Annotated in this window: 22 protein-coding genes and 1 tRNA gene; 8 read left to right on the plus strand and 15 right to left on the minus strand. The window is 64.4% G+C overall.

Going from position 1 to position 25,166, the window contains the following annotated elements:
* Positions 1-12: 12 nt before the first annotated feature.
* From SINAR_RS0128025 to SINAR_RS0128060, 8 genes are all read right to left on the minus strand, one after another.
* Positions 13-3,159 carry a multidrug efflux RND transporter permease subunit gene (locus tag SINAR_RS0128025; RefSeq protein WP_028002164.1) on the minus strand — a complete coding sequence of 1,049 codons (3,147 nt, stop codon included), beginning with the start codon at positions 3,157-3,159 and terminating at the stop codon, positions 13-15.
* Between the two features lie 10 nt (positions 3,160-3,169).
* Positions 3,170-4,381 (minus strand): efflux RND transporter periplasmic adaptor subunit, encoded by a 1,212-nt coding sequence (locus tag SINAR_RS0128030; RefSeq protein ID WP_234710642.1) that lies wholly within the window; start codon positions 4,379-4,381, stop codon positions 3,170-3,172.
* A gap of 463 nt (positions 4,382-4,844) precedes the next feature.
* Positions 4,845-5,855 carry an ABC transporter ATP-binding protein gene (locus SINAR_RS0128035; RefSeq protein ID WP_028002166.1) on the minus strand — a complete coding sequence of 337 codons (1,011 nt, stop codon included), beginning with the start codon at positions 5,853-5,855 and terminating at the stop codon, positions 4,845-4,847.
* 16 nt (positions 5,856-5,871) lie between these two features.
* Entirely contained in the window at positions 5,872-6,936 is a 1,065-nt protein-coding gene (locus tag SINAR_RS0128040; RefSeq protein WP_028002167.1) for a Gfo/Idh/MocA family protein, read from the minus strand.
* Complete coding sequence (locus SINAR_RS0128045; RefSeq protein ID WP_028002168.1) at positions 6,933-7,772, minus strand: carbohydrate ABC transporter permease; 840 nt, start codon at positions 7,770-7,772, stop codon at positions 6,933-6,935. Before SINAR_RS0128045 ends, SINAR_RS0128040 begins: the two co-directional genes overlap by 4 nt.
* Before the next feature lie 12 nt (positions 7,773-7,784).
* Positions 7,785-8,732, minus strand: a complete 948-nt coding sequence (locus SINAR_RS0128050) for a carbohydrate ABC transporter permease (RefSeq protein ID WP_028002169.1) — start codon at positions 8,730-8,732, stop codon at positions 7,785-7,787.
* A gap of 260 nt (positions 8,733-8,992) precedes the next feature.
* Positions 8,993-10,252, minus strand: a complete 1,260-nt coding sequence (locus tag SINAR_RS0128055) for an ABC transporter substrate-binding protein (RefSeq protein ID WP_028002170.1) — start codon at positions 10,250-10,252, stop codon at positions 8,993-8,995.
* A gap of 55 nt (positions 10,253-10,307) precedes the next feature.
* Complete coding sequence (locus tag SINAR_RS0128060) at positions 10,308-11,204, minus strand: N-acetylmuramic acid 6-phosphate etherase (protein ID WP_028002171.1); 897 nt, start codon at positions 11,202-11,204, stop codon at positions 10,308-10,310.
* A 199-nt stretch (positions 11,205-11,403) separates the two neighbouring features.
* Between SINAR_RS0128060 and SINAR_RS0128065 the strand changes: the two genes are divergently transcribed.
* From SINAR_RS0128065 to nagA, 4 genes are all read left to right on the plus strand, one after another.
* Positions 11,404-12,288 carry a glucosamine kinase nucleotide-binding domain-containing protein gene (locus SINAR_RS0128065; protein ID WP_028002172.1) on the plus strand — a complete coding sequence of 295 codons (885 nt, stop codon included), beginning with the start codon at positions 11,404-11,406 and terminating at the stop codon, positions 12,286-12,288.
* Positions 12,285-13,049: a GntR family transcriptional regulator gene (locus SINAR_RS0128070; protein WP_028002173.1), complete on the plus strand. Its 765-nt coding sequence runs from the start codon at positions 12,285-12,287 to the stop codon at positions 13,047-13,049. The genes SINAR_RS0128065 and SINAR_RS0128070 overlap by 4 nt, the downstream gene beginning before the upstream one ends.
* 93 nt (positions 13,050-13,142) lie before the next feature.
* A complete protein-coding gene (locus SINAR_RS0128075; protein ID WP_028002174.1) occupies positions 13,143-14,165 on the plus strand; it encodes an SIS domain-containing protein in 1,023 nt (340 codons plus the stop codon).
* Positions 14,162-15,322 carry an N-acetylglucosamine-6-phosphate deacetylase gene (nagA, locus tag SINAR_RS0128080; RefSeq protein ID WP_028002175.1) on the plus strand — a complete coding sequence of 387 codons (1,161 nt, stop codon included), beginning with the start codon at positions 14,162-14,164 and terminating at the stop codon, positions 15,320-15,322. The genes SINAR_RS0128075 and nagA overlap by 4 nt, the downstream gene beginning before the upstream one ends.
* 179 nt (positions 15,323-15,501) lie before the next feature.
* On the opposite strand, the gene SINAR_RS0128085 is transcribed toward nagA, so the two are convergent.
* The 3 genes from SINAR_RS0128085 to SINAR_RS0128095 are packed head-to-tail and all read right to left on the minus strand — an operon-like array spanning position 15,502 to position 18,505.
* Positions 15,502-16,239 (minus strand): copper homeostasis protein CutC, encoded by a 738-nt coding sequence (locus SINAR_RS0128085; RefSeq protein WP_028002176.1) that lies wholly within the window; start codon positions 16,237-16,239, stop codon positions 15,502-15,504.
* Positions 16,236-17,147 (minus strand): ROK family protein, encoded by a 912-nt coding sequence (locus SINAR_RS0128090; protein ID WP_028002177.1) that lies wholly within the window; start codon positions 17,145-17,147, stop codon positions 16,236-16,238. The genes SINAR_RS0128085 and SINAR_RS0128090 overlap by 4 nt, the downstream gene beginning before the upstream one ends.
* On the minus strand, positions 17,144-18,505 hold the full coding sequence (locus SINAR_RS0128095; protein ID WP_028002178.1) for an amidase: 1,362 nt from the start codon (positions 18,503-18,505) through the stop codon (positions 17,144-17,146). Before SINAR_RS0128095 ends, SINAR_RS0128090 begins: the two co-directional genes overlap by 4 nt.
* Before the next feature lie 230 nt (positions 18,506-18,735).
* On the opposite strand from SINAR_RS0128095, the gene SINAR_RS0128100 reads away from it, so the two are divergent.
* Positions 18,736-19,470: a sulfate transporter family protein gene (locus tag SINAR_RS0128100; RefSeq protein WP_028002179.1), complete on the plus strand. Its 735-nt coding sequence runs from the start codon at positions 18,736-18,738 to the stop codon at positions 19,468-19,470.
* A 91-nt stretch (positions 19,471-19,561) separates the two neighbouring features.
* The gene (locus SINAR_RS0128105) at positions 19,562-19,771 is read left to right on the plus strand and encodes a SlyX family protein (protein WP_028002180.1); all 210 of its coding nucleotides are present in this window, start codon (positions 19,562-19,564) and stop codon (positions 19,769-19,771) included.
* Positions 19,772-19,849: 78 nt separating this feature from the next.
* On the opposite strand, the gene SINAR_RS0128110 is transcribed toward SINAR_RS0128105, so the two are convergent.
* From SINAR_RS0128110 to SINAR_RS0128125, 3 genes are all read right to left on the minus strand, one after another.
* Positions 19,850-20,842, minus strand: a complete 993-nt coding sequence (locus tag SINAR_RS0128110) for a BMP family lipoprotein (protein WP_028002181.1) — start codon at positions 20,840-20,842, stop codon at positions 19,850-19,852.
* 307 nt (positions 20,843-21,149) lie between these two features.
* Positions 21,150-21,803 (minus strand): peptide-methionine (S)-S-oxide reductase MsrA, encoded by a 654-nt coding sequence (msrA, locus tag SINAR_RS0128120; protein ID WP_028002182.1) that lies wholly within the window; start codon positions 21,801-21,803, stop codon positions 21,150-21,152.
* A 74-nt stretch (positions 21,804-21,877) separates the two neighbouring features.
* A complete protein-coding gene (locus tag SINAR_RS0128125; RefSeq protein WP_028002183.1) occupies positions 21,878-22,195 on the minus strand; it encodes a hypothetical protein in 318 nt (105 codons plus the stop codon).
* 229 nt (positions 22,196-22,424) lie between these two features.
* On the opposite strand from SINAR_RS0128125, the gene SINAR_RS0128130 reads away from it, so the two are divergent.
* Positions 22,425-22,514 (plus strand) — tRNA-Ser (locus tag SINAR_RS0128130).
* Between the two features lie 133 nt (positions 22,515-22,647).
* On the opposite strand, the gene SINAR_RS0128135 is transcribed toward SINAR_RS0128130, so the two are convergent.
* Entirely contained in the window at positions 22,648-24,096 is a 1,449-nt protein-coding gene (locus SINAR_RS0128135; protein WP_028002184.1) for an MFS transporter, read from the minus strand.
* 130 nt (positions 24,097-24,226) lie between these two features.
* On the opposite strand from SINAR_RS0128135, the gene SINAR_RS0128140 reads away from it, so the two are divergent.
* A complete protein-coding gene (locus SINAR_RS0128140) occupies positions 24,227-25,153 on the plus strand; it encodes a LysR family transcriptional regulator (RefSeq protein WP_028002185.1) in 927 nt (308 codons plus the stop codon).
* Positions 25,154-25,166: the final 13 nt, after the last annotated feature.

Consider the following 25,166-nt stretch of genomic DNA (forward strand, 5'->3'; position numbering starts at 1 on the left):
GCCGTCGTCGATTCATTCGGCGGGGCTGACGGATTCGGATGCGGGCTTGGCCGCCTCGGGCGCTGCCCTTCCGCGTTCGAAGATCTTCATGACGAACACGAAGAAGACCGGGACGAAGAAGATCGCCAGCACCGTCGCCGAGATCATGCCACCCATGACGCCGGTGCCGATGGCGCGCTGGCTGCCGGAGCTTGCGCCGGTCGCGACCGCCAGCGGCAGAACGCCGAGCGTGAAGGCGAGCGAGGTCATCAGGATCGGCCGGAATCGCAGATGCGCGGCCTCCAGCGTCGCGTCGATGAGCGATTTGCCCTGTTCGCGGAGTTCCTTGGCGAACTCGATGATCAGGATCGCGTTCTTCGCCGAAAGCCCGATGATCGCGATCAGGCCGACCTTGAAGTAGACGTCGTTCGGCATATCGCGCATCGTCACCGCGAGCACGGCGCCGATGACGCCGAGCGGCACGACCATGATGACCGAGACCGGAATGGACCAGCTCTCATAGAGCGCGGCGAGGCACAGGAAGACGAGCAGGCAGGAGAGCGCAATGAGGAGCGGCGCCTGCGAACCCGATTGGATCTCCTGCAGCGACTGGCCCGTCCACTCGTAGCCGAAGCCCGCCGGAAGCTGGGCCACCAGACGCTCCATCTCGGCGATGGCATCGCCCGAGGAGTAGCCCGGGGCTGCTTCGCCGCTGATGCGCACGGCCGGATAGCCGTTGTAGCCCACCGTCTGCGTCGGCGCCTTCACCCATTCCACGTCTGCAAAGGCGGAGAGCGGAACCATGCCGCCGTTGGTGTTGCGAACGTTCAGGTTCAGGAGGTCCGCGGTCTGCATGCGCTTGGTCTCGTCCGCCTGCACCGTCACGCGCTGCATGCGGCCGGCATTCGGGAAGTCGTTGACGTAGGACGAACCGAGATTGGTCGAGATGGTCGAGTTGATGTCGGCAAAGGTCACGCCGAAGGTATTCGCCTTCTCGCGGTCGATATTGACACTCACTTGCGCCGCATCGGGCATGCCCTCGAAGCGAACCCCGGTCAGGACCTCGCTCTGGGAGGCGAGACCGAGAAGCTGATCGCGCGCTTGCGCGAGTGCCGCTTCGCCGAGACCCGCACGGTCCTGGAGGCGGAACGAGAATCCGCCCGTCGTTCCGAGGCCCTGGATCGCCGGAGGCGACAGCGCGAAGCTGATCGCGTCCTTGATCTGGCTCATGGCCATCGTCGCGCGGCCGGCGATCGATTGCGCGGCGTTGTCGGCGTCGCGCTCGCTCCAGTCTTTGAGCGTCACGAATGCGAGGCCGGCGTTCTGCCCGCTGCCGAAGAAGGAGAAGCCGTTGATCGCCACGATCGTGTCGACTGCGGGTTCCTGGCCAAAAATCTTCTCGGTCTGCTCGATCACCTCCGTGGTGCGGTTTGCAGTGGCTTCCGAGGGCAATTGCATCATGACGATGACATAGCCCTGGTCCTCGTCCGGGAGGAAGGAAGAAGGCAGCCTGAGGAAAGCCCAGCCCATTGCGGCGAGCAGGGCGAGATAGATGATCATGAAGCGGCCGGTGCGCCTGACGACGCCTCCGACAACACGCGTGTAGCCGTGCGACGTTCGGTCGAAACCGCGGTTGAACCAACCGAAAAAGCCGCGCTTGGCGTGATGGTGACCCTTCGGAACCTGCTTGAGGAAGCTCGCGCAGAGTGCCGGCGTCAGCGACAGGGCAAGCAGCGCCGAGAACAGAATCGAGACGACCATGGTCAGGCTGAACTGACGGTAGATCACGCCCACTGCGCCCGGGAAGAAGGCCATCGGGATGAACACCGAAGCCAGCACCAGCGTGATGCCGATCACCGCACCGGTGATCTGCTTCATCGCCTTGCGGGTGGCATCCTTCGGCGTTAGCCCCTCTTCCGACATGATGCGCTCGACGTTCTCGACGACGATGATCGCATCGTCGACGAGGATACCGATCGCCAGCACCATGCCGAACATCGTGAGCACGTTGATCGAGAAGCCCATCGCCAGCATGACCGCGCAGGTGCCGAGCAGGGCAACCGGCACGACGATGGTGGGAATGAGAGTATAGCGGACGTTCTGCAGGAAGAGGAACATCACCAGGAAGACGAGGCCGACGGCCTCGACGAGGGTGTGCAGAACCTTCTCGATCGACACCGCGACGAAGGGCGAGGTGTCATAAGGGATCGAGTATTCGAGCCCCTCCGGGAAGAACGCCGCGAGCTCGTCCATGCGCGCCTTGATCGCGGCCGAGGTCGACATCGCATTGCCGCTCGGGGAGAGCTGCACGGCGATGGCCGCCGAGGGGCTGCCGTTAAGGCGGGTGGAGAAGGTGTAGCTTTCGCCGCCGATCTCGAGGCGCGCGACGTCGCGCAGCCGGACGGCCGAACCGTCGGCATTTGCTCTGAGCACGATGGCGCCGAATTCCTCGGGGCTAGAGAGCTGGCCCTTGATCACGACCGGGGCGGTGACCTGCTGCGTGATCGGGTTCGGCTGGGCGCCGATCGAGCCCGAGGCGACCTGGGCGTTCTGAGCCTGGATCGCCGCCGTGACGTCGGCCGCAGTCAGGTTGAGGCCGAGCATCTTGTCGGGATCCAGCCAGACACGCATCGAGCGCTCGGTCGCGAAGAGCTGGGCGCGTCCGACGCCGGGCACGCGCTGGATTTCGCTGAGCACGTTGCGGCTGAGATAATCCCCAAGCCCGATCGCGTCCATCGAGCCATCGGTCGAGGTCAGCGAGATGATCAGCAGGAAGCCGGCGCCGGCCTCGTCTACCTGTACGCCTTGCTGCCTGACGGGATCCGGCAGGCGCGGCTCGACGCGCTGCACCCGGTTCTGGATGTCCACCGAAGCCTGGCTCGGATCTGTGCCCGGCTGGAAGGTGGCGTCGATCGAGACCGAGCCGGAGGAGCTGGTCGACGATTCGAAGTAAAGCAGCCCCTCGACACCGTTCAGCTCATCCTCGATCAGCCGCGTCACGCTCTGATAGGTATCCTGCGAAGAGGCACCGGGATAGTTGGTATTGATCGAGATCTGCGGAGGTGCGACATCCGGATACTGCGAAACCGGCAGGAGCGGAATTGCGATGATGCCGGCGATCATGATGAAGATCGCCACCACCCAGGCAAAGATCGGCCTGTCTATGAAAAAACTGGGCATGATATAGGTCTCACTTCACTTCGGTGGCGGGCTTTTCGCCGGCATCTGCCGAAGCGCTGGCCTGTTCGGGCGCGGGCTTTTCGTTCGGGTTCCAGTCGGACGGCTGCACGGGCGCGCCCGGGCCGACCTTCTGGAAGCCTTCGACAATGACCTTTTCGCCGGGCTTGAGGCCGGAGGTCACCTGCCAACGCTCCCCGACGGTGCGTCCGAGCGTGACGTTGCGGAATTCCACCTTGTTGTCCGCATTCACGACATAGACCTGCGACTGGCCGGCATTGTTGCGCTGGACCGCCTGCTGCGGCACGGTGATGGCGTCCTTCTCGAGACCCTGCTGGATCTGGACGCGGACATACATGCCCGGCAGCAGATCGTTGTTCGGATTGGGGAATTCGCCGCGCAGCGTCACCTGGCCGGTCGTCGCGTCGACGGCGGCCTCGGAGAAGAGCAGCTTGCCCTTGAGGGCATAGGGCGTTCCGTCGTCGAGGATCAGCTGAACCTCGGCCTCGTTGTCGGCGCTCATCCACTGGCCGTCCTTGAGCGCCTTGCGCAGGCGGATCAGGTCGGTCGCGGACTGGGTGAAATCAGCATAGATCGGATCGAGCTGCTGGATCGTCGCGAGGTTCTGCGTGTCGTTGGTGTTGACGAGCGCGCCTTCCGTGATCAGCGCACGGCCGATCCGGCCGCTGATCGGTGCCGTGACATTCGTATACTGCAGATTGAGCTTGGCCTCGGCGAGGCCCGCTTCGGCGATGCCGACGTCGGCCTCGGCCTGAGCGAGCGCCGCAATGGCGTCGTCGTACTGTTGCACTGCGGTGACCTGCGCCTCCTTCAGCCGCGACTGGCGGTCGGCCGTCCGCTTGGCCTGATCGACCACCGCATGAGCGCGTTTCAGCGTCGCCGCGGCGCTGTCGACCTTGACCTGAAACGGTGCCGGGTCGATGCGGTAGAGAACGTCGCCTTCCTTCACCATGGTGCCCTGCTCGAACACCCGCTCGACGACGATGCCGGAAATGCGCGGGCGGACCTCGGCGATGCGGGTAGCGGTGATGCGGCCCGGCAGTTCGTTGGTGATCGGCAGCGGTTCCGCCTTCGTCGTGAAGACGGCGACCGGCGATGGGGGAGGGGAGGAAGCCGCGGCCTGTTGTTCTTCATTCTTCTGGCAGCCCGCGAGAAAAATCACGGTTGCCAGCGAGGCGGCCAATATCGGTCGGTTCATGCGCATCGCAATGTCCATATTGTCAACGGACCGGCCGCAGTCGCCGGCGTTTCGCAAGCGCTGCGCGGTCCCAAAGTGAGGTGAAGCGGAGCCGGTATCGGCGTGGAAAATACCGGAAAGCTAATATACAAACGCCAATGTATGTTAATTTCTGCCGCAGTGCAACAGAGTTTCGACGTGCCGATACGGAGGCAGATAAAGTGAAGAGCCGGAGTCTTTTCGGCCTCGCGGCCAGTGGTTCGCAGACTTGAGTCCGGCGAGGTCGTTCGGCGAGCGGCCCTTCGTCCCGCTGCCGCGACCTTCTCGCGCAGGCGGAGCGAAGGGGACAGGTGGTACCCGCCTGCGACACGATGCCTCGGCGTTTAGCGGAGGCAGGTTCCCTCTCCCGGCGTGCGGGGAGAGGGTTGGGGTGATGGGCATTTCTCCGTGGATGGAAGAGAGATTGGTGACCGCCGAGCTCGACCGCAGGTCACAGAGCCGGCTTGATCACCCGCCCGTCCGCATCGAAGCGGTGCATGCTGCCGATCACCGGCGTCGCGTGGACGATGTCGTCGGCGGCGTATCGGTGTTCGCCGAAGAGGCGCACCGTCAAGAGACCGACCGTCTCCGATTCGATGTAGATGATCGTGTCGGCGCCGAGATGCTCGACATGGATCACCTTGCCCTTCCAGTCGCCGCTTTCGCGGGAGAGGCCGATATGCTCCGGACGGATGCCGATCGTCTTTGCCTCTCCGTCACCGAGCTTTGCGGCTTCGATGAAGTTCATCTGGGGTGAGCCGATGAAGCCCGCAACGAAGAGATTGGCTGGGCGGTTGTAGAGTTCCATCGGCGAGCCGACCTGCTCGATGCGGCCGGCATTCAGCACGACGATTTTGTCGGCAAGCGTCATCGCCTCGACCTGATCGTGGGTGACGTAGATCATCGTCGCCTTGAGGCTGCGGTGAAGGCGGGCGATTTCGAGCCGCGTATTGACCCGCAGCGCCGCATCGAGGTTCGACAGCGGCTCGTCGAAGAGGAAGAGTTTGGGCTCGCGCACGATCGCGCGGCCGATCGCAACGCGCTGGCGCTGGCCACCGGAGAGCTCGGCGGGGCGGCGGGCGAGATAAGGCTCGAGCGAAAGCATGCCGGCCGCCTTGGCGACCTTCTCCTCGATCTCGGCCCTTGGCACACCCGCCTGCTTCAGTCCAAGGCCCATATTGTCCTTGACGGTCAGGTGCGGATAGAGCGCGTAGGACTGGAACACCATGGCGATGCCGCGCTTGGCCGGCGCCACATGACCGACTTCGACGCCGTCGATCTGCACGCTGCCCGAGGTCGCGTCCTCGAGGCCGGCAATGGTGCGCAGGAGGGTCGACTTACCGCAGCCGGACGGACCGACGAAGATGACGAATTCGCCGTCCTTCACGTCCAGGTCGATACCCTTCAGCACCTCGTGGCTGCCGAAGGCCTTGCGGATGGATTTGAGTTGAAGTGATCCCACGTGTCGCCCTCTTGGGTTAAAGCTTGACCGGCCTGCCGGTGTGCACACTTTCGTCCGCGGCAAGGCAGATCTTCAGCGACTGCACTGCATCATCCATGTGCCGGTCGAGGTCGATGTCTTCCCGAATGGCCCGGAGCACGAATGCCTGCTCGCGGTCGCACAGCTCCTGGTGCCCGGGCTCGCCTTCCATCACCAGGTCCTCGTCGGGTTTCAGGAACCGGCCGTCCGGGCCCGTCGCGGCACTGTGCACGCGGATGACGGAGGTTTTCGTGTGCACGTCGATGTCGTCGGACTTGGCGTTCTGGTCCATGACGATCGATACGGAGCCGTTCGGAGACATCACGTCCTTTACGAAGAAAGCGGTCTCGGAGATCATCGGCCCCCAGCCTGCCTCGTACCAGCCCACCGATCCGTCGTCGAAGATCACCTGCAGATGCCCGTAATTGTACATGTCGGCGGCGATCTCGTTCGAGAGCCTCAGACCCATGCCCCGCACCTCGACGGGTTTTGCGTCGGTGATCTGGCACATGACGTCGACATAGTGCACGCCGCAATCGACAATCGGCGGCGTCGTCCGCATCAGCGACTTGTGTGTCGCCCAGGTCGGTCCGCTCGACTGCTGGTTCAGGTTCATGCGGAAGACATAGGGCCCGCCGAGCCTGCGCGCTTCGGCGATCAAACGCATCCAGGACGGATGGTGGCGCAGGATGTAGCCGACGATCAGCTTGCGGTCATTGGCCCGGGCGCAGGCGACGACGCGCTCGGCATCGGCGACCGTCGTTGACAGCGGCTTTTCGACGAAGACGTGGGCGCCAGCCTCCATGGCCATCACGGCATAGTCCGCATGCGTATCCGAATAGGTGCTGATAGAGCACAGCTCGGGTTTCAGCGCGGCGAGCGCCTCCGGGAACGAAGGCCGGATCTCGTATCCTGCAAGGGCCTCGGGCAGCGCCACCGTCGAGCGGTTGACCAGCCCGGCGATTTCGAAGCCGGGGTTATGATGATAGGCGAGCGCGTGGCTCCGGCCCATATTGCCGAGTCCGGCGCAAAGCACGCGGATCGGGGGTGCGGTTGAATTCACTTGACTGCTCCTGCCGTGATGCCGCGGATCAGCTGCCGCGAGAAGATGACGTAGAGGACGAGAACCGGGAAGATCGCCAGCGAAAGCGCCGACAGTACCGCGTTCCAGTTGGTGACGAACTGACCGATGAATATCTGCGAGCCGAGCGTGACGGTCTTGGTCGCTTCGGCCGGCGCGAGAATCAGCGGGAACCACAGATCGTTCCAGATGGGGATCATGGTGAAGACGGCGACCGTCGCCATGGCCGGGCGGATGAGCGGCAGTACCAGACGCAGGAAAATTGCATATTCAGAGAGGCCGTCGATGCGCCCGGCATTCTTCAGGTCGTCAGACACGGTGCGCATGAACTCGGACAGGATGAACACCGCGAGCGGAAGCCCTTGCGCCGTATAGACCAGGATCAGCGCGGTCAGCGTATTGACGAGGTTCGTCGCCACCATGCCCTGCAGGATCGCCACCGTTCCGAGCCGGATCGGGATCATGATCCCAAGCGCCAGATAGAGCCCCATCAGCGTATTGCCGCGGAAGCGGTATTCGGAAAGCGCGAAGGCGGCCATGGCGCCGAAGAGCAGAACGAGCGCGATCGAGACGACGGTGACGATGATGCTGTTCTGGAAATAGCCGACGAAGTCACCCTGCTTCAGCACCGTCTCGTAGCCGACAAGGCTGAATGTCTCTGGCGTCGGGATCGCCAGGGGCTCGCGAAAGATCGCATTGCGGCTCTTGAACGAGTTGACGATCGTCAGGAACACGGGAAAGAGCGCGACGAGCGTATAGGCGATCAGTGCCGTATGAACGGCGCCGATGCGGAAGAGGGAGGCGCGTGCTTTCGACATATTCTATCCTCCCTAGAACTGGTAGCGGCGCATGCGGCGCTGGATGCCGAAGAGATAGAGCGCGACACCGGCGAGAATGATCAGGAACATGATCGCCGCGATCGTCGCGCCCATCGAACGGTCGCCGAGCTGAAGCTGGAAGCCGAAGAAGGTGCGATAGAGCAGGGTGCCCAGAATGTCGGTCGACTTGTCCGGCCCGGCCAGCGCGCCCTGCACCGTATAGATCAGGTCGAAGGCGTTGAAATTGCCGACGAAGGTGAGGATCGAGACGATGCCGATGGCGGGCAGGATCAGCGGGAGCTTGATTTTCCAGAACTGGCTCCAGCCGGTTACGCCGTCGAGTTCCGCCGCCTCGGTCACCTCGTCGGGAATATTGAGCAGCGCCGCATAGATCAGCATCATCGGGATGCCGATATATTGCCAGACGGAAATCAGCGAAACGGCGACAAGGGCGGTGTCGGGTTTGCCGAGCCAGGGCGCGAACAGCCATTTCAGGCCGACGGTGTCCAGAAGAAACGGCGCGACGCCCCAGATCGGCGACAGGATCAGTTTCCAGATGAAGCCGACGATGACGAAGGAGAGCAGCGTCGGCAGGAAAATCGCCGTGCGATAGAAGGCGCCGAAGCGCAGCCTGGGAACCGACAGCATGGCGGCGAGCGCGATGCCGATCGGGTTCTGCACGGCCATGTGGATCAGGAAGAAGACGAAATTGTTCCTGAGTGCGTTCCAGAAATCCGCCGCCCAGCGCGGATCGCCGAAGAGAACCTTGAAGTTGCCGAAACCGACGAAGGTGAATTGTCCATCGACCGTATTGTAGAAGGACTGACGCAGCGTCTCGAACAGCGGAAGGATCATTACCGCCGTGTAGACGACGAGCGCCGGCAGCAGGAAGACGAGGATGTGCCAGCGCCGCGGGCGCTTGATTTCGCTGACGTCCGTAATGATTTCACGTGGGTTCATCGGCCTCTGGCCCGTTCTCAAACCGGCTGGCCGTCAGGGCGCAGCCTCGATTTCGCTCGAAATGCGGTGCAGTTTCCTGCCGTGCATCGCGCTTCCGCCAGGCGTCCTGGGTTCGCGGAGGGCCGGCCGGCCGCTTCTATCCGCCGGTTACAGGCGCGGCGCCGATACCCGAGCGCCATCCGTGATGCGGCCTGCACGAGATACCGCCTGCACACGGCGGGGGAGGGTGCGCAGGCAGCGTCTGCGCACCCCGTTTGGCCCTACTTGACCGGCTTGAACCAGCTGTCGAGACCATCCTGGAGCTTCTTGGCTGCCACTTCCGGCGTGTCCGTGCCGTTGATGACGTTGGCCGATTCGACCCAGGTCTCGTTTTCGAGGTTCGGTGTACCGCGCGACAGGATCTGATAGGTCGAGCGGATCGTCGACTTGCACTTCTCACGCCAGGAGACGAATTCCTGGGCCAGCGGATCGGTCATCTTCACCGGCGTCGAGTTCAGGTTGAAGAAGCCGGGAAGCGCGTTGGCATAGATTTCCGCGAATTCCGGAGAGGCGACCCAGGTGAGGAAGGTCTTGGCGGCGTCCGCATTCTGGCTCTTGGCATTGAGTCCGATACCGATGTCATTGTGGTCGGAGATGTAGCAGGTGTCGCCCGCATTCTTCACCGGCGGCGGGAAGGCGCCCATCTTGAATTCGGCCTGCGCGTTGAAGCCGGCGATTTCCCAGGAACCGGCCGGATAGATCGCCGCGCGGCCGAGCGTGAAGAGATTCTGGCTGTCCGGATAGGTCTGCGCCTCGAACCCGTCGCCGAGATAATCCTTCCACTTGGCGAGCACTCGGAAAGGCTCGACCCATGGCTCGTCGGTGAGCTTCTGCTCGCCCTTCAGCAGCGCCAGGCGGCCGTCCTCGCCCTTCCAGTAGTTCGGTCCGATGTTCTGGTAGCCCATGGTCGCGGCTTCCCAGAGATCCTTGGTGCCCATCGCCATCGGGATGTAATTGCCGTCCGCCTTGATCTTTTCAAGAATGGCGAAGAACTCTTCCTCGGTCGCCGGAACGGAGAGGCCGAGCTGGTCGAAGGCATCCTTGTTGTAGATGAAGCCGTGGATGACGGAAGCCATCGGTACGCAGAAGGTCGCCTTGCCGTCGTCGGTCGTCCAGGCGGACTTGGCGACGTCGGAGAAGTTCTCCATTCCGGCAAGTCCGGTCAGGTCGGCAAGATGCTTCTTGTTATAGAGCTCGAGCGAGGCGTCGAAGGGGCGGCAGGTGATGAGGTCGCCCGCAGAGCCTGCATCGAGCTTGGCGTTGAGCGCGGCGTTGTACTCGGTGGGGGCCGAGGGTGCGAATACCACCTTGATCCCCGGGTTCTTCGCCTCGAAGGCCGGGATCAGCTTTTCCTGCCAGATCGCCAGGTCGTCATTGCGCCAGCTTTCGATCGTCAGCGTTGCGTCCTGGGCTTGCGCAAGCCCGGCCGAGCCGAGAATGCTCGATGCGAGCAGCAAGCCTTTCATTGTTGTGCGGGTCATGCAGGTTCTCCCCATTAGGCGCGTGTCGCGCGGTTTTGAATTCCCAGTTTATCCTTCACGCCCCGACGATGGCGACCGCCCGGCGCAAATTTCGATCGGCGCGATCGAGCGCCTCCTCGGCATGGGCGAGATCCCTCGCTCCTGATGCGAGCAGGATCGCCAGCTTGACCGAGCCGCCGGCAAGGCCGAGCAGCCTGTCCCCCTCGGCGGCGCTGACGCCGGTAATGTCCGAGACGATCCGGATCGCCCGTCCGCGCAGCTTGGCATTGTCGGCACGCAGATTGACCATATGGCCGTCGAGCACGTGGCCGAGACGGATGCCGACCATGGTCGAGAACATGTTGAAGGCGATCTTCTGAGCCGTTCCGGCGCCCATGCGCGTCGAACCGGACACGACTTCCGGTGGTGTCTCGAGAAGGATGGAGACGTCGGCGTGCTCGAAAAGCGGTGCGCCGGCATTGTTGGCCATGCCGATGACGCTTGCGCCGTGCTTCCTGGCCTCGTCGGCAGCGGCGAGCGCATAGGGCGTTGAGCCGCTGGCGGAGGCCGAAATCAGACAGTCGCCGGTCCCGATGCCGGCGCTTCGCACATCGGCGCGCGCGAGCTCCATGTCGTCCTCATAGCCACCGGCAAGATCAGTGAGACTCGCAGCCCCGCCGGCGATAAGAATGACGATCCGCTCCTGGGCTATGCCGTAGGTGCCCGGCAGTTCGAGCGCATCGGCCATCGCCATCAACCCGGAGCTTCCGGCGCCGGCATAGGCGAGCCGCCCACCCGAGGCGAGCACGCCTGCGGCAAGGTCTGCAGCCGCCGAAATAGGTTCGATCGCCTGGTCCACGGACCGCGCAGCCTCCTGCTGACCGGCTGCGAGCAAGCGAAGGGCAAGCTCCGGACGCATGACGTCCAGGCCCTTGGCATTGTCGTGGCGCTCTTCGGTCTTCGCTGACGGCATGGCTTCGGTCTCCTCTTCTGGAATTAATGCCAAAAAAATACCACTTGTCCAGGAGAAATTTAACTTTTACTGCAAGAAGCCGACGTAGAAAGAATTAAATCATGTGTATTCAATGTGATAGTGTCAGTAGCGACCTGCTGGCGGAAATCCTGCTTGGTTAATGGTATTTTTTTGGTATCTTGTGGTGACGGAGGTGTTCATGGCGTTTTACCTGATCGGAATTGATGGCGGCGGAACGAGCTGCCGTGCGGCGGTAGCTGCCCTCGATGGCCGCATTCTCGGCCGTGGCAAGGCGGGTGCCGCGAACATCCTCACCGATCCGGAAACGGCGCTGCAGAACATAGCGGATGCGGCACGCAATGCCTTCGGGGATGCAGGCCTCGATCCCGCTGGAATCGCGGCCTCGCGCGCAATCGTGGGAGTCGCCGGCCATAATGTCGGCGACGCGGTTCATTACGTGAAGAGGCGGCTTCCCTTCGCTCAGGCCGAAATCGAGTCCGATGGGTTGATTGCGCTGCAGGGCGCTCTCGGTGACCGGGACGGGGCCGTCGCGATACTGGGGACGGGCACGATCTATATCGCGCGCCGGGGCGATGAGGTCAGCTATACCGGCGGCTGGGGGTTCACGATCGGAGATCATGGCAGCGGGGCGCGCATCGGCCATGCGCTTCTGCAGGAGAGCCTGCTCGCCTATGACGGCATACACGAAAGTTCGGCCGTGACGGATTCGGTTCTTGCCGAGTTCAACAACGATCCGCGCGACGTCGTCGATTTCGCGCGGCTCGCCAAACCCGGCGAGTTCGGCCGCTATGCGCCGCGCGTCTTCGAATACGCCGAGCGCGGCGACCCTGTGGCAGTCAGGCTGTTGGAGGCTGCTGCCGCGACGGTGGACGAGGCGCTCGACCTGGTGGTTTCCAGGGGAAGCGAAAAGCTGTGTCTGCTCGGTGGGCTCGCGTCGCTTTACCGCCGCTGGCTTGCCGAGCGTCACCAGCCGCGCTTCGTCGAGGCGGAGGCCGACGCCTTGACGGGCGCCGTCGCGCTCGCCGCCGCCCGCTTCGGTTCCAGTTCGGGAGCGTCGGCATGAACCAGCAGCTCTCCGCTATTCTTCCGCTCGAAACCCTGCAGTCGGGGGGCGCCGGGCCGCTTTACCTGAAGCTCAGGCAATCGCTCGAAGAGGCTATCCTGTCGGGCAAACTCAACCACGGCGATGCGCTGCCGCCGGAACGGGACCTCGCAGACTATGCCAATGTCAGCCGAGTCACCGTCCGCAAAGCGGTCGACGATCTGGTGCGCGACGGACTCCTCGTGCGCCGCCACGGTTCCGGCACCTTCGTCGTCCGGCCCGTGTCGCGCGTCGAGCAGTCGCTCTCGCGCCTCACCTCCTTCACCGAGGACATGGCCCGGCGCGGCCTCAACACGCGTGCGGAATGGCTGGAGCGAGGCCTTTTCCATCCCTCGCCGGACGAGATGATGACCCTCGGGCTTGCGGCCGGTGCGCTTGTGGCGCGCCTCGGGCGGCTCCGCATTGCCGACGACATGCCGCTTGCGATCGAACGCGCCTGTGTTTCGGCCGAATTCGTCCCCGATCCGCTCGCCGTCACCTCCTCGCTCTACTCGGAGCTCGAGAAGAAGCAGGCCAGGCCGGTACGCGCGGTGCAGCGCATTTCCGCCTGCAATATCAAGGAACCGGACGCGGCCATGCTCGGCGTTGCCGTCGGCGCAGCCGGTCTTTCGATCGAAAGGGTCTCCTATCTTGCCTCGGGACGCGTGGTCGAATTCACACGGTCGCTCTACCGGGGCGACGCCTATGATTTCGTTGCGGAGCTGACGATTCCGGAAAGCTGAGCCGGCGCTGCCGGATAGGAAAGGGCGGGTGTGAGGGAAAGTGTAAAGCGGTTTTCCGCCCCCATCCGGGCCAATTGATGAAAGGACATGACGATGCAGACCAACATGCGGCGAGAAATCGACGAGGTTCCCGAGGCCGCTGCCCGGTTGCTGGAGCGCTCGGCCGCAGGACTTGCACAAGCCGGCGCGGCGCTGCGCGCCAAGGACCCGTCCTTTCTGGTGACGATCGCCAGAGGATCTTCCGACCATGCCGCGCTGTTCCTGAAATACGCGATCGAGCTCACGACCGGTCGCCCCGTCGCCTCGCTCGGACCGTCGCTGGCGTCGATATACGGTGCCGATCTGAAACTCGGCGGTGCGGCGGCGATCGCGATTTCCCAGTCCGGCAAGAGCCCGGATATCGTCGCCATGGCTGAAGCGGCGACGCGCGCCGGTGCGGTCTCGATCGCGCTGACGAATACGCTGCCTTCGCCGATCGCCGAGGCTTGCACGCACCCGCTCGACATTCTCGCGGGGCCGGAAATTGCCGTGGCGGCGACCAAGTCCTATGTTAACTCGATCGTTGCCGGGCTGGCCGTGCTTGGTGAGTGGACCGGCGATGCGGCCCTCAAGCGTGCGGTCGCCGATCTGCCGAACCAGTTCGCCAAGGCCGTGAAGCTCGATTGGCAGGGCTTCGCGGGGGACCTCGAGGAAGCGGAATCGCTCTATGTGCTGGGCCGCGGACCGGCGCTCGCGATCGCCAGCGAAGCGGCGCTTAAGTTCAAGGAGACTTCAGGCATGCATGCCGAAGCCTATTCCGCGGCGGAAGTGCTGCACGGACCGGTGGCGCTGGTCGGGCCCCGGTTCCCGGTCCTCGTGCTGGCTGCCCGCGACGCGGCAGAAGCCTCGGTAGCGGACATTGCCGACGGCATGAGCACCAAAGGGGCAGTCGTGCACGTGACCTCGGCACGGGCGGGCAAGGCAAGGCGCCTGCCCTTCGTCGAAACCGGGCACCCGCTCACCGACGCCTTGGCATTGATCCTGCCGTTCTATGGCTTCGTCGAGGCCTGGTCCCGCTCTCGCGGGCTCAATCCGGACGCACCGGAGAACCTCAAGAAGGTGACGGAGACACGATGACAGCGAAGAAGACGATCACCGGAGCGCGGATTTTCGACGGCATCGACTGGCACGACGGCGCCGCCCTCGTCATCGATGCGGGGCACGTGAAGACGATCTCGCCGGCGGGAAGCGTGGCCCTCGGCGGCGAGATCGTCGACGCGCGCGGCCTGCTGCTCGTTCCCGGCTTCATCGATCTGCAGGTGAATGGCGGCGGCGGCGCTCTTCTGAACGAAGAGCCGACCCTCGAAGGCATCCGGCAGATTTGCGCGGCGCATGCGAAATTCGGCACGACGGCGCTGCTGCCGACGCTGATCACCGACACACGCCCGGTCCGGACCGCAGCTATTGCGGCGGGTATCGAGGCGAAGGCGGCGGCGGTTCGGGGCTTCCTCGGCCTGCATCTGGAAGGCCCGCATCTCTCGGTAGCGCGCAAGGGCGCCCACGATGCGGCGCTTATCCGCCCGATGGAAGATGACGATCTTGCCGAGATACTGGCCTGTGCAAAGGCGCTCGGCCGCCTGATGCTCACCGTGGCCCCGGAAAACGCCACGAAAGAGCAGGTACGGGCACTGGCCGATGGCGGCGTTGTGGTGAGCCTCGGTCATACCGCCGTGGATTACGACACGGCCTGCGCCTATGCCAAAGCGGGCGCCCGGACCATCACGCACCTCTTCAACGCGATGAGCGGGCTCGGCCATCGCGAACCGGGAGTGGTCGGCGCGGCGCTTGCGACGGGCACGCTTCATGCCGGCATGATCGCCGATGGTTTTCATGTTCACCCGGCATCGATGGGCATAGCGCTACGCGGTAAAATGGGCCCGGGACAGATTTTCCTGGTCACCGATGCTATGTCGCCGATCGGCACCGATCAGACGAGCTTCCTGCTGAACGGACGGGAAATCCTGCGCCAGGGCGGACGCCTGACGCTTGCGGACGGCACGCTTGCCGGCGCCGACATCGACATGCTGTCTTCGGTCCGCTTCGTCCACCGGAGACTCGGCCTGCCGATAGAGGAGGCGCTCCGCATGGCGTCCGCCTATCCCGCCGACGCCATGGGGATCGCCTCGCATAAGGGGCGGCTCCTGCCGGGGACGGATGCGGATTTCGTGCTGCTCACGCCGGAACTCGACATCAAATCAACCTGGATCGGCGGAGAGGCTGTATTTGTGGTTTGAGGCAGGTTGCCGGGGTAATTCGGTGCAAGATTGCTTCTCTCCTCGGGTTAAACCCGAGGACTAACCCTCTCCCGCAGCGGGGGAGAGGGGACTTACGGAGCATGCCGCTTGTCCCTTCTCTCTCCATTGAAATGACATTGAAATGGGGAGAAGGCGGACGCCGTCGGAAACCTTTACTCTCAAGCCTTTGCCGCCTGCGCATCGAGGCGCGCCCGCATCGCCCTGATCTTTGCCGCGTCCGTGCGGCGGCGCTCCGGCGCGGCGAAGCCCATGTCGATCAGCCGCATGTCATTAGCCGGCTCAGCGGTCGAGCAGGACGAATGGACCTCGGTGATGGCGAGTCTCGGCACGATCGTTCCGATCGTGCCGATGGTGATGCCCGAGCCGGGCATGATCGAAATCCGTCCCGCCGCCAGTTCGATGAGCCTTTCCAGCGTCTCGACCGCTTCCGGTGCGGTTTTCGCGCCACCCGAGGTCAGGATGCGTTCGAAGCCGAGATCCACGGCGACCTCCATCGCCTCGGCGAAATCGGGCACCAGATCGAAGGCTCGGTGCAGCGTGAGCCCCATTCCTGCGGCGTGGCCGGCAAGTTTCGTCAGCATGCGCGCGTCCAGGCGGCCGTCGGCGAGCGATGCGCCGAGCACCACGCCCGCAAGCCCGGCGCTGCGGGCCGCATCGATGTCGCGCCGCATGACCTCGAGCTCGGCGCGATCATAAATGAAATCGCCTGGCCGCGGCCGGATCATCGCATAGACCGGCACCGGCGGCGGAGCGGCGACGGCCATCAGGCCGGGACTGGGAGTGAGCCCTCCGGCGCCAAGTGCCGAACAGAGCTCGATGCGGTCGGCGCCCCCCGCAACGGCTGCCTCCAGACCATCGGGATCGTCGACGCAGACCTCGAGTGATATGCGGCTCATTGCTGTCTCCCTCCGAAGCCGAGGAGCGCGGCGCCGATCAGGCCCGGCTCCACCCGACACTCGCCACGCACCACGAGAGGCCGGTCGAAACGCCTGAGGATGCGGCTACGCACCGCCCGGTCGATCTCGGCAAGCAGAGCCTCGGCATTGGCAAGACCACCGCCCACCGGCACGATCGTCGCCCCGGTGATGTTGATCACGAGTGCCAGCGGCGAGCTCACCAGATCGACGAAGACGTCGATCGTGCGCGCTGCCTGGGCATCCCCGCTCTGCCAGGCCTCGATGATATCGTGGCTGGAGAGTGCCTTCTCGTGGATCGTGACGTGCAGTCTTTCGAGCCCGCGCGCGCCGCCGATCGTATCGACGCAGCGGCGCTGGCCGCAGCCGCAGGGAAAGACCGGTATGGCAACAGGCGGATGTCCCGCCTGGGCCGCGACCGCCGGACCATGCCCCCACTCGCCGGCAAAACCACCTTCGGCATTGATCAATCGGCCGTCGACCACCAGGCCCCCGCCGACGCCGGTGCCGAGGATCGCGCCGAAGACGATGCGGTGGCCGCGGCCGGCGCCGACACCGGCTTCCGCGAGCGCGAAGCAGTCGGCGTCGTTGGCGATCACCACCGGCAGATGCAGCGCCGTTTCGAGTTCGGCGACGAGTTCACGCCCGTCGATACAGGGGATGTTGGCGCATTTGATCCGGCGTGTCTCCGGATCGATCACCCCGGTGATCGAGATCGCCACCCGTTCCGGCAGGCCGCCCGCTTCGTCGAGCACCGATTCCATCGCCGCGACGAAACCGCGGAATTCGGAAAGCGGCGTCGCACGCCGTGGCAGCGGGAATATCCTCTCCGGCGAATGGGTGATTGCGCCTTTGATCGCCGACCCGCCGATGTCGAAGCAGACGATCATGCATCGCCCCGGATGATCGCCTCGGCGGCGAGAGCCGCGGAAAGCAGGCGGTCGTCCTGGTGATGCGGCGCCGAAAGCTGAAAGCCTGCCGGCATGCCGGCCGCACCCGTTCCGCATGGAATGGACACGCCGCAGAAATCCAGGAAGTTGCCGATCGAGGTGTTGCGCAGTGTCCTGGCGTTGATTTTAAAGAAGAGATCGTCGTCGGCAAGAAGCGGATCAAGCGGCGGCGCCACATGCGGCACGGTCGGATGCGCGATCAGTTCGCCGGCCTTGACGCTCTCGCCCGCTTCGTGGATCAGCCGGTCGCGGGCGTCGAGGAGGGAGATATAGTCGCTGACGGCGATTTTCTCGCCAAGGCGGGTGCGGGCGACGACGCGAGGATCCATGCGCTCCGCTTCGGGCCCTGCGAGCCGTTCCCGATGCAGCGCATAGGCCTCCGCCGTCACCAACGCGCCATGGCGCGCGGTCAGCTCAAAAATTTCCGCAAAGCTCGCAAAGGCCTGCCTCCGGACCTTCGCGCCCGCCGCCTCAAGCCGCTTGATCGCTCCCTCGAAGGCTGTCACGACTTCCGGCTCGGCATCGTCGAAGACGATCGTCTCGGGAACGACGATCGAGAGGTCGGCGACCTCGGCGCGGCGGATCACCGGCGCGGTCAAGCCATGCATTGCCGCATCGGCCCAGACGGCATCCTGCACCGTCTGGCAAAGGGGACCGAGCGAATCGAGACTCTGGGCGAGGGGGAAAACGCCCTTCATCGCGTAGCGGCCGCGCGTCGCCTTGTAGCCGACGATGCCGGTCATTGCCGCCGGGATGCGGATCGAACCGCCCGTGTCGGTGCCGATCGCCAGCGGCACCAGGCCGGCGGCGACCGCAACGGCCGAGCCGGAGGACGAGCCGCCCGGAATGCGATGGACATCCGCGGACCGCGGATTGCGCGGCGTGCCGTAATGCGGGTTGATGCCGAGGCCGGAGAAGGCGAATTCGCTCATATTGGTTCGCCCGATGGCGACCATGCCGGCGCTGGCGAGGGCCGAAACCACAGCTGCGTCGGCGGCGGCCGGCGACCCCCCATCGAGCACGACGGAACCTGCCGTCGTGACGCTGCCGGCAATGTCGAAGAGGTCCTTCCAGGCGACGGGCAGCCCGTCGAGCAGCCCGAGGGAACGGCCGGCCCTGATGCGCTCGGAGGCGGCCTTCGCTTCCCGCGCCGCACGTTCCTGCGTCAGCGCGACGAAGATCGACCGGTCGGGGTGGTTCTCGATCCGCGTGAAGGTCTCCTCGACAGACGCGGCAGGATCGAGCTTACCGGACTGCACGAGAACGGCGAGGCTCGCAAGTGTTCGTTGTTTGGTCATGGCACCTTTTCCGGCTGGCGTCCCAGCGCTGCGGATACGACGTCCTTTTCTTTAGCATATCGCATTCGTTCGACGCACACGACAATGCCCCCCTCCCTTTGGCAGGCGGAAAAACAGACGGCGACTCGAGGGCTGTCGTTAGATCCGAAAACCGAGCCCGGTCGTCTTGTCGCTGCCGATCGCCTTGCCTACATGCCATCCGGTCCCATTTATCGGCCAGGGAGACGGTCATGATTTTAGACGCGGCGCGCCTTGCCTTCGCCAATCTTTTCGCGGCGGAGACCCGCACGGTGTTCTGGAAGGTGATCGGGCTGACGCTGCTGGCACTCGTAGCGCTCTGGTTCGCACTGCGCGAACTCTTCGTCTGGCTTGCGCTGCCCTGGATCGATGCGCTGATGCCGGGCACGCCCGACTGGGCGGGATGGCTCACATTCGTCGTCGGTATTTTCGCCAGTCTCGGTCTCGCGCTGGCGCTGGCGCTGCTGCTGGCGCCGGTGACGGCGCTGATCGCCGGCTTCTTCCTCGACGATGTCGCGGAGGTGGTCGAGAAGCGCGACTATCCCGGTGAAGCGCCCGGCACCCCGCTGCCCCTTGCCGAGGCGGTCATCGGTTCGGCAAAATTCCTCGGCATCGTCATTCTCGGCAACGTGGTCGCGCTCCTTCTGCTTCTCGTGCCGGGCGTCAATCTCGTCGCCTTCTTCCTCGTCAACGGCTATCTGCTTGGCCGCGAGTTCTTCGAGTTCGCCGCCATGCGCCATCGCGCGCCGGCGCAGGCGCGGCTCTTCCGCGCCAAGCATCGCTCCACCGTGTTCCTGGCTGGGCTCGTGCTGGCAGCCTTTCTCGCCGTGCCTCTGCTCAACCTGCTGACGCCGCTCTTTGCCGCCGGCATGATGGTGCACCTGCACAAGATGCTTTCGGCGCGGGACCCCGGTTTTGCCGCAACCGCTGCCGTGGCGGGGCACTGATCGCCTGACCCGCCCACCATTTGCGGCTTGACACCTGACTGCGGGCCGCCATTCTGCGCCCCACTTTGGAACCGACCGATGGAGAAGCACGATGAGCGGCGCAGAGGACCGGATCACCCGCCTTGAGGAAACGGTGGCCCATCAGGTCAAGACCATCGAAGAGCTTTCGGATCAGCTGGCCGAACAATGGAAGGTGGTGGAGCAGACGCGCGCCAAGCTCGAGCGTCTGACCGAACGCTTCCTGAGCCTGGAGGAACAGGCGCGCGACGCGGTCCCGGTGGCGCGGCCGCCGCATTATTGATCCCTTTCATCACGCAAGAAAAAGCCTCCGGTTCGCATGAACCGGAGGCTTTTTCGCATGCCGTCTGGTGTCGGCCGATCAGTACGGGCAGGTCTCGTCGGTCATATAGTCGTGCACCTGGACCTGGCCGGCGATGATGTCGGCTTTCACCTTCTCCACCGCTTCCTTCATCTCTGGCGTTATCAGCGCCTGGTTGTGCTCGTCGAGTGCGTAGCCGACGCCATCTTCCTTGAGGCCGAGATTGGAAACACCGAACTCGAACTTGTCGTCCTTCGCGGCCATGAAAGAGTCGTAGACGGCGACGTCGACGCGCTTCAGCATGGAGGTCAGCACCTTGCCCGGCTGTAGCATGTTCTGATTGGAATCCACGCCGATGCCGAGCTTGCCCGCGTCCGCTGCCGCCTGCAGCACGCCCACGCCGGTGCCGCCGGCGGCGTGATAGACGACGTCTGAGCCCTGGTCGATTTGAGACTTGGCGATTTCGCCGCCCTTGACCGGGTCGTTCCATGCGTCGGGCGTGGTACCGGTGTAGGCTTCGAGCACCTTGACGTCCTCGCCGGTCGACTTGGCGCCGCCGACATAGCCGCAGGCGAACTTGTGGATCAGCGGGATGTCCATGCCGCCGACGAAGCTGACCGTCTTGGTCTTCGAGGCGAGGCCGGCAAGAACGCCGACGAGGTAGGAGCCTTCCTGTTCCTTGAAGACGATCGATTTGACGTTCGGCTTTTCGACAACCATGTCGATGATCGCGAACTTCGTGTCGGGATATTCGGCCGCGATCTTTTCGAGCGACGCGGCCCAGTTGAAGCCTGCCATGACGATCGGGCTGTTGCCGTCGCTGGCGAAGCGGCGCAGCGCCTGTTCGCGCTGGGCGTCATTGGCGATCTCGAACTCGCGATATTCGATACCGGTTTCGGTCTTGAACTTTTCGGCCCCGTTGAAGGCCGCTTCATTGAAGGACTTGTCAAACTTTCCGCCGAGGTCGTAGATGATCGCCGGCTTGATGTCGGCGGCCAACGCCGTTGCGGACATCATCGAGAATGCAAGGAGACCGAGAATGGTTTTTTTCATTGTACAGCCCTGTGTCGCTATTGATCTTTTCGGGTCTTCCGCCGGTCCCGAACGGGGCCCCCACCGCGGAACCCGCCCCTCTCTTTAAGGCTTGGGTGGGCGCATCCTTGCACGGCTTCGGCAAAAAAACACTCGAAATTTTTCGGATGGTAAAAAAGCTGCCACCCGTGAAAAGGGGCTGCGAAAGGGGCCGTGAAGAAGGCCGGCGAGGGCCTTCCAGAGAATCGGATCGTCTCACGGCCGATGAACAGTGAGACGATCCAGGGGCTTGCCGGAGGTGCGCCGGATCCGGCGCGCCGCAGGGCGGTCAGGCGCCGATCGGGCAGCTGACGCCGGTACCACGCAGTCCGCAATAGCCGTCCGGGTTCTTGGCGAGATATTGCTGGTGATAGTCTTCGGCGAAGTAGAAGGGCCCCGCCATCGCGATTTCGGTCGTGATCTCGCGGCCATGATTGTAGGCCTTCAGCGCCTTCTGGAAGGCATTGCGGGCGGCGTTCGCCTCGGCGAGCTGCTCCTCGTCATAGACATAGATCGCCGAGCGATAGGTGGTGCCGACGTCGTTGCCCTGGCGCATGCCCTGGGTGGGATCGTGCTCTTCGAAGAATGTCTTCAGCAGGCGTCGAAGGGAAATCTTGGCCGGATCGTAGACCACCAGCACCACCTCCGTGTGGCCGGTCAGCCCCGTCGTGGTCTCCTGATAGGTCGGATTGGGCGTGAACCCGCCGGAATAGCCGGCTGCGGTCACGTAGACGCCGGGGAGCTGCCACAGGAGACGCTCCGCGCCCCAGAAGCAGCCCATGCCGAAGAGCACCTTCTTCATGCCATCCGGATAGGGGCCCTTGAGGGGCCGGCCGGACACGAAATGCGACGTTGACGTCGGGATCTCCTCCTCGCGGCCGGGCAGCGCCGTCGCGGCATCGGGCAGGATGGTCTTCTTGTTGAACATGTCGATCAGAAACATCTGCGGCTCCTTTCGTCAGTGCCCGTAAGGCATGGCCCCGCAAAGAATGGGATCGCGCCGGGCGGGTCCGGCCTTCAGGCGGCAAAACGCCCGGCTGCGGGTTTCTTCCTGTATCCGGCCATCCAAAAGAGGAGGGCGGCGGAGAGGAAAACGGCAAAGGCGGGCTGCGCCAGAACCCAGTGCAGCGCCCTGAGCCAGATTGCGGGTCCCGCGCCCGTCCGCTGGAGCGACTGCACCCAGTTCAGTTGATCGGATCCGATCGCCGCTATGCCCTCGGCGAGCGAAGTGATCACCGGCTCCGACGCCGCTACCGACTGAATGGAGTCGATGGTCCCTGCAAAGACCGCAGCCATCAGCGCCAGAAAGCCCGCAAACCGCAGCAGCAACCGCATCCGCTCCCCCTTTCGGCTCGCCCTGCGCAAGAGATAGGGGCAAGGGCGGGCAAGCGCAATGGCCTCTCATGCGCAGCGCCTTTCAAGGCATGTCAATAATATGTCAGAAACCAGTTGATCCCGCGCGTATCATCGGTATATATCGCGCCCGTCTCCCGGTTTCACCGGTGACGCGGAGAAGCTTCGCTTTTCCCCATCCAGCCGGATCGACCGCCGGCTGCAGAAGGATGGACAGGTGGCCGAGTGGTTGAAGGCGCACGCCTGGAACGCGTGTATACGTGAAAGCGTATCGAGGGTTCGAATCCCTCTCTGTCCGCCATTCCCGCCGTGTCCGACCCGGACACATAGGTAACACTCGTACCTAAGACATGGGTGGCAACCTCGTGTCGGCGACGTCCTGCTCCTCGGTCCTCGTTCGCGTGCTTCCAATGTGCGGAACAGGAAACGCGCTCTCAATTGCCCGGCGGGCTTGCGAGAGCGCGACACGAGAGCGCAATCGCGATCGCTCCCATGACCAGAACGCCGGCCACGGCAAAAGTGATCCGCATGCCGGCAGCAACGGCCTCGGCTGGAGCCGTCGCGACATCTGCAGCCGATGCGAAGGCGAAGAGAGCGCCCATGACCGACGCGCCGGTGACGAGCCCGAGATTGCGCGAGAGATTGAGCATGCCGGAGACGACGCCGCGCCGATCCGGGAGGACATCCAGCATCACGGCCGTGTTGTTGGCCGCCTGGAACAGCTGGTAACCCGGCGTCAGGACGAGCATGGCGGCCAGATAGCCGGCGACGCCGAACATCTCTGGAAGCACCGACAGGGCGAATGAGCCGGCGCTCATTGCGACGAGGCCTGTGACGATCATGAACGGAGCTCCCAGGCGGTCGACGGCACGGCCGGCCGGCAGACCGCTCAGGGCGGAGACGACCGGACCCGCCGCCATGACGATCCCGACGAGCGCATCGCCGAGTCCGAGCGAGCGCGAGAGATAGAACGGTCCGACCACGAGCGTTGCCATCATCACGGTCGAGACGAGCGCGCTCATGGCAAGCCCCGCACCGAGCACCGGATCACGGAGAACCTCCATTCGCATCAAGGGGGAGGCTGTCCTCCGCTCGGCCGATACGAAGAGGCCGGCTCCGACGATGGCGGCGGCCAAGAGCGCCATGTTGAGCGGACCGAATTGGCCGTGCGCAACCGTCATGGAGAGCGCGTAGGCGGCCAGCGTCGAGCCGAGCAGCAGCGTGCCCGGGACGTCGAAGCCTGCGCGCTCCGCCTCCGGCCGCCGGCAATCGGCGGGCAGCGAATGACGGGCGAGAAGAAAGGCGAGCGTGCCGAGCGGAACGTTGACGAGGAAGATCGCCTGCCAGCCGAGGCCGGCGATCAGAATGCCGCCGAGCGAAGGCCCCAGCGCGGTGCCGACCGCCGACATGGTGCCCAGCAGGCCCATGGCACCGCCCGTCTTTTCCTTGCCCACCGTCTCGCCGACCAGGGCCATGGCGAGCGCCATCATGGCCGCCGCTCCCAGCCCCTGAGCCGCCCGGGCGGCGATGAGCAGCGGCAGGTTCGGTGCAGCGCCGCTCAGCCCCGAGGCCGCCGTGAACAGCAGGATTCCGGCGAGCAGCAGCCGCCGGCGCCCGAACATGTCGCCGAGCCGGCCGACACCGACGATCAGGGTGGTGATGGCGAGGAGATAGGCAAGGACGACCCACTGGACTTGCTGAAACGAGGCGGAGAACGCCGTGGCGAGGCTCGGCAGGCCGACATTCGCGATGCTGGTGCCGAGCGAGGACAACAGCACGGAGAGCGAAAGACTGGCGAGCGCCCATCGCGCCGAGGCGGCCCTGTCCGGATTTGTCCCAGCGGCGTCATGTGCCGCGGTAGCGGTCGGTTTCGGCATGAACATTCCTTCCCGAGATTTTTGAAGCGTCCTCGGGAGGCTAGCCGCTCCGCATGCATGGCGGAACGCGCACGATTTGCACTTCTTTCGTGCGTTTGACGCTATGTCTCGGCTGAAGTGGTGCTATTGTCGATGCATGCCGAAGCCCGATCTCAATCTCCTCGTCACCCTCGATGTCCTGCTCGCCGAAGGCAGCGTGGCGCGCGCTGCCAGGCGGCTGCGCCTGAGTCCCTCGGCCATGAGCCGGGCGCTCCAGCGATTGCGCGAAACGACCGGCGATCCGCTTCTCGTCCGGGCGGGCCGCGGCCTCGTCGCCACGCAGCGTGCGCTCGAGCTGCGCGAGAAGGTTGGCCGGCTGGTGGAGGAGGTGGAAGCCGTCCTGCGGCCGCAGGAAAAACTCGATCTGAAACGGCTCGTCCGGACCTTCACGCTGCGCACCAGCGACGGTTTTGTCGAAAACTTCGGGCCGGACCTGCTTGTCCGACTTGGCGCGGAGGCTCCCGGCGTGCGCCTGTGCTTCGTGCAGAAGCCGGACAGAGACAGCGGGCCGCTTCGGGACGGGAGCGTCGATCTCGAAACAGGCGTGGTGGGTGAGACGACAGGGCCGGAGCTGCGAACGCAGGCTCTGTTCCGGGACCGGTTCATCGGCGTCGTGCGCAATGGCCACGCTTTGTGCCGGGGCGAGGTCACGCCGGCCTGTTACGCAGCCGGCAGACACATCCTTGTTTCGCGGCGGGGGCCGGACAAGGCTGCGGTCGACATCGACGAGGCCCTGAAGCCAGCCGGCTTGGAACGCGAGATCGTTACCATCGTGGGCGGCTTTTCGAGCGCCGTCGCGCTGGCGCGCTCCTCGGATCTGGTCGCCAGCGTTCCTGAACGCCACACGAGCGCCTTACGTGAGGGCATGCACAGCTTTCCGCTGCCCTTCCCGTTGCCGCAGATCACGGTTTCCCTGCTCTGGCATCCGCGGCTTGATTCCGATCCGGCGCATCGCTGGCTGCGCAGTTGCGTCCGCGAGGTCTGCATGGCGCAAGGCTCCGGCTCATCGGCCGTGGAAATTTAAGAAGCGCCGCATC

The sequence above is a fragment of the Sinorhizobium arboris LMG 14919 genome (assembly GCF_000427465.1).
GTDB classification, from domain to species: Bacteria; Pseudomonadota; Alphaproteobacteria; order Rhizobiales; family Rhizobiaceae; genus Sinorhizobium; species Sinorhizobium arboris.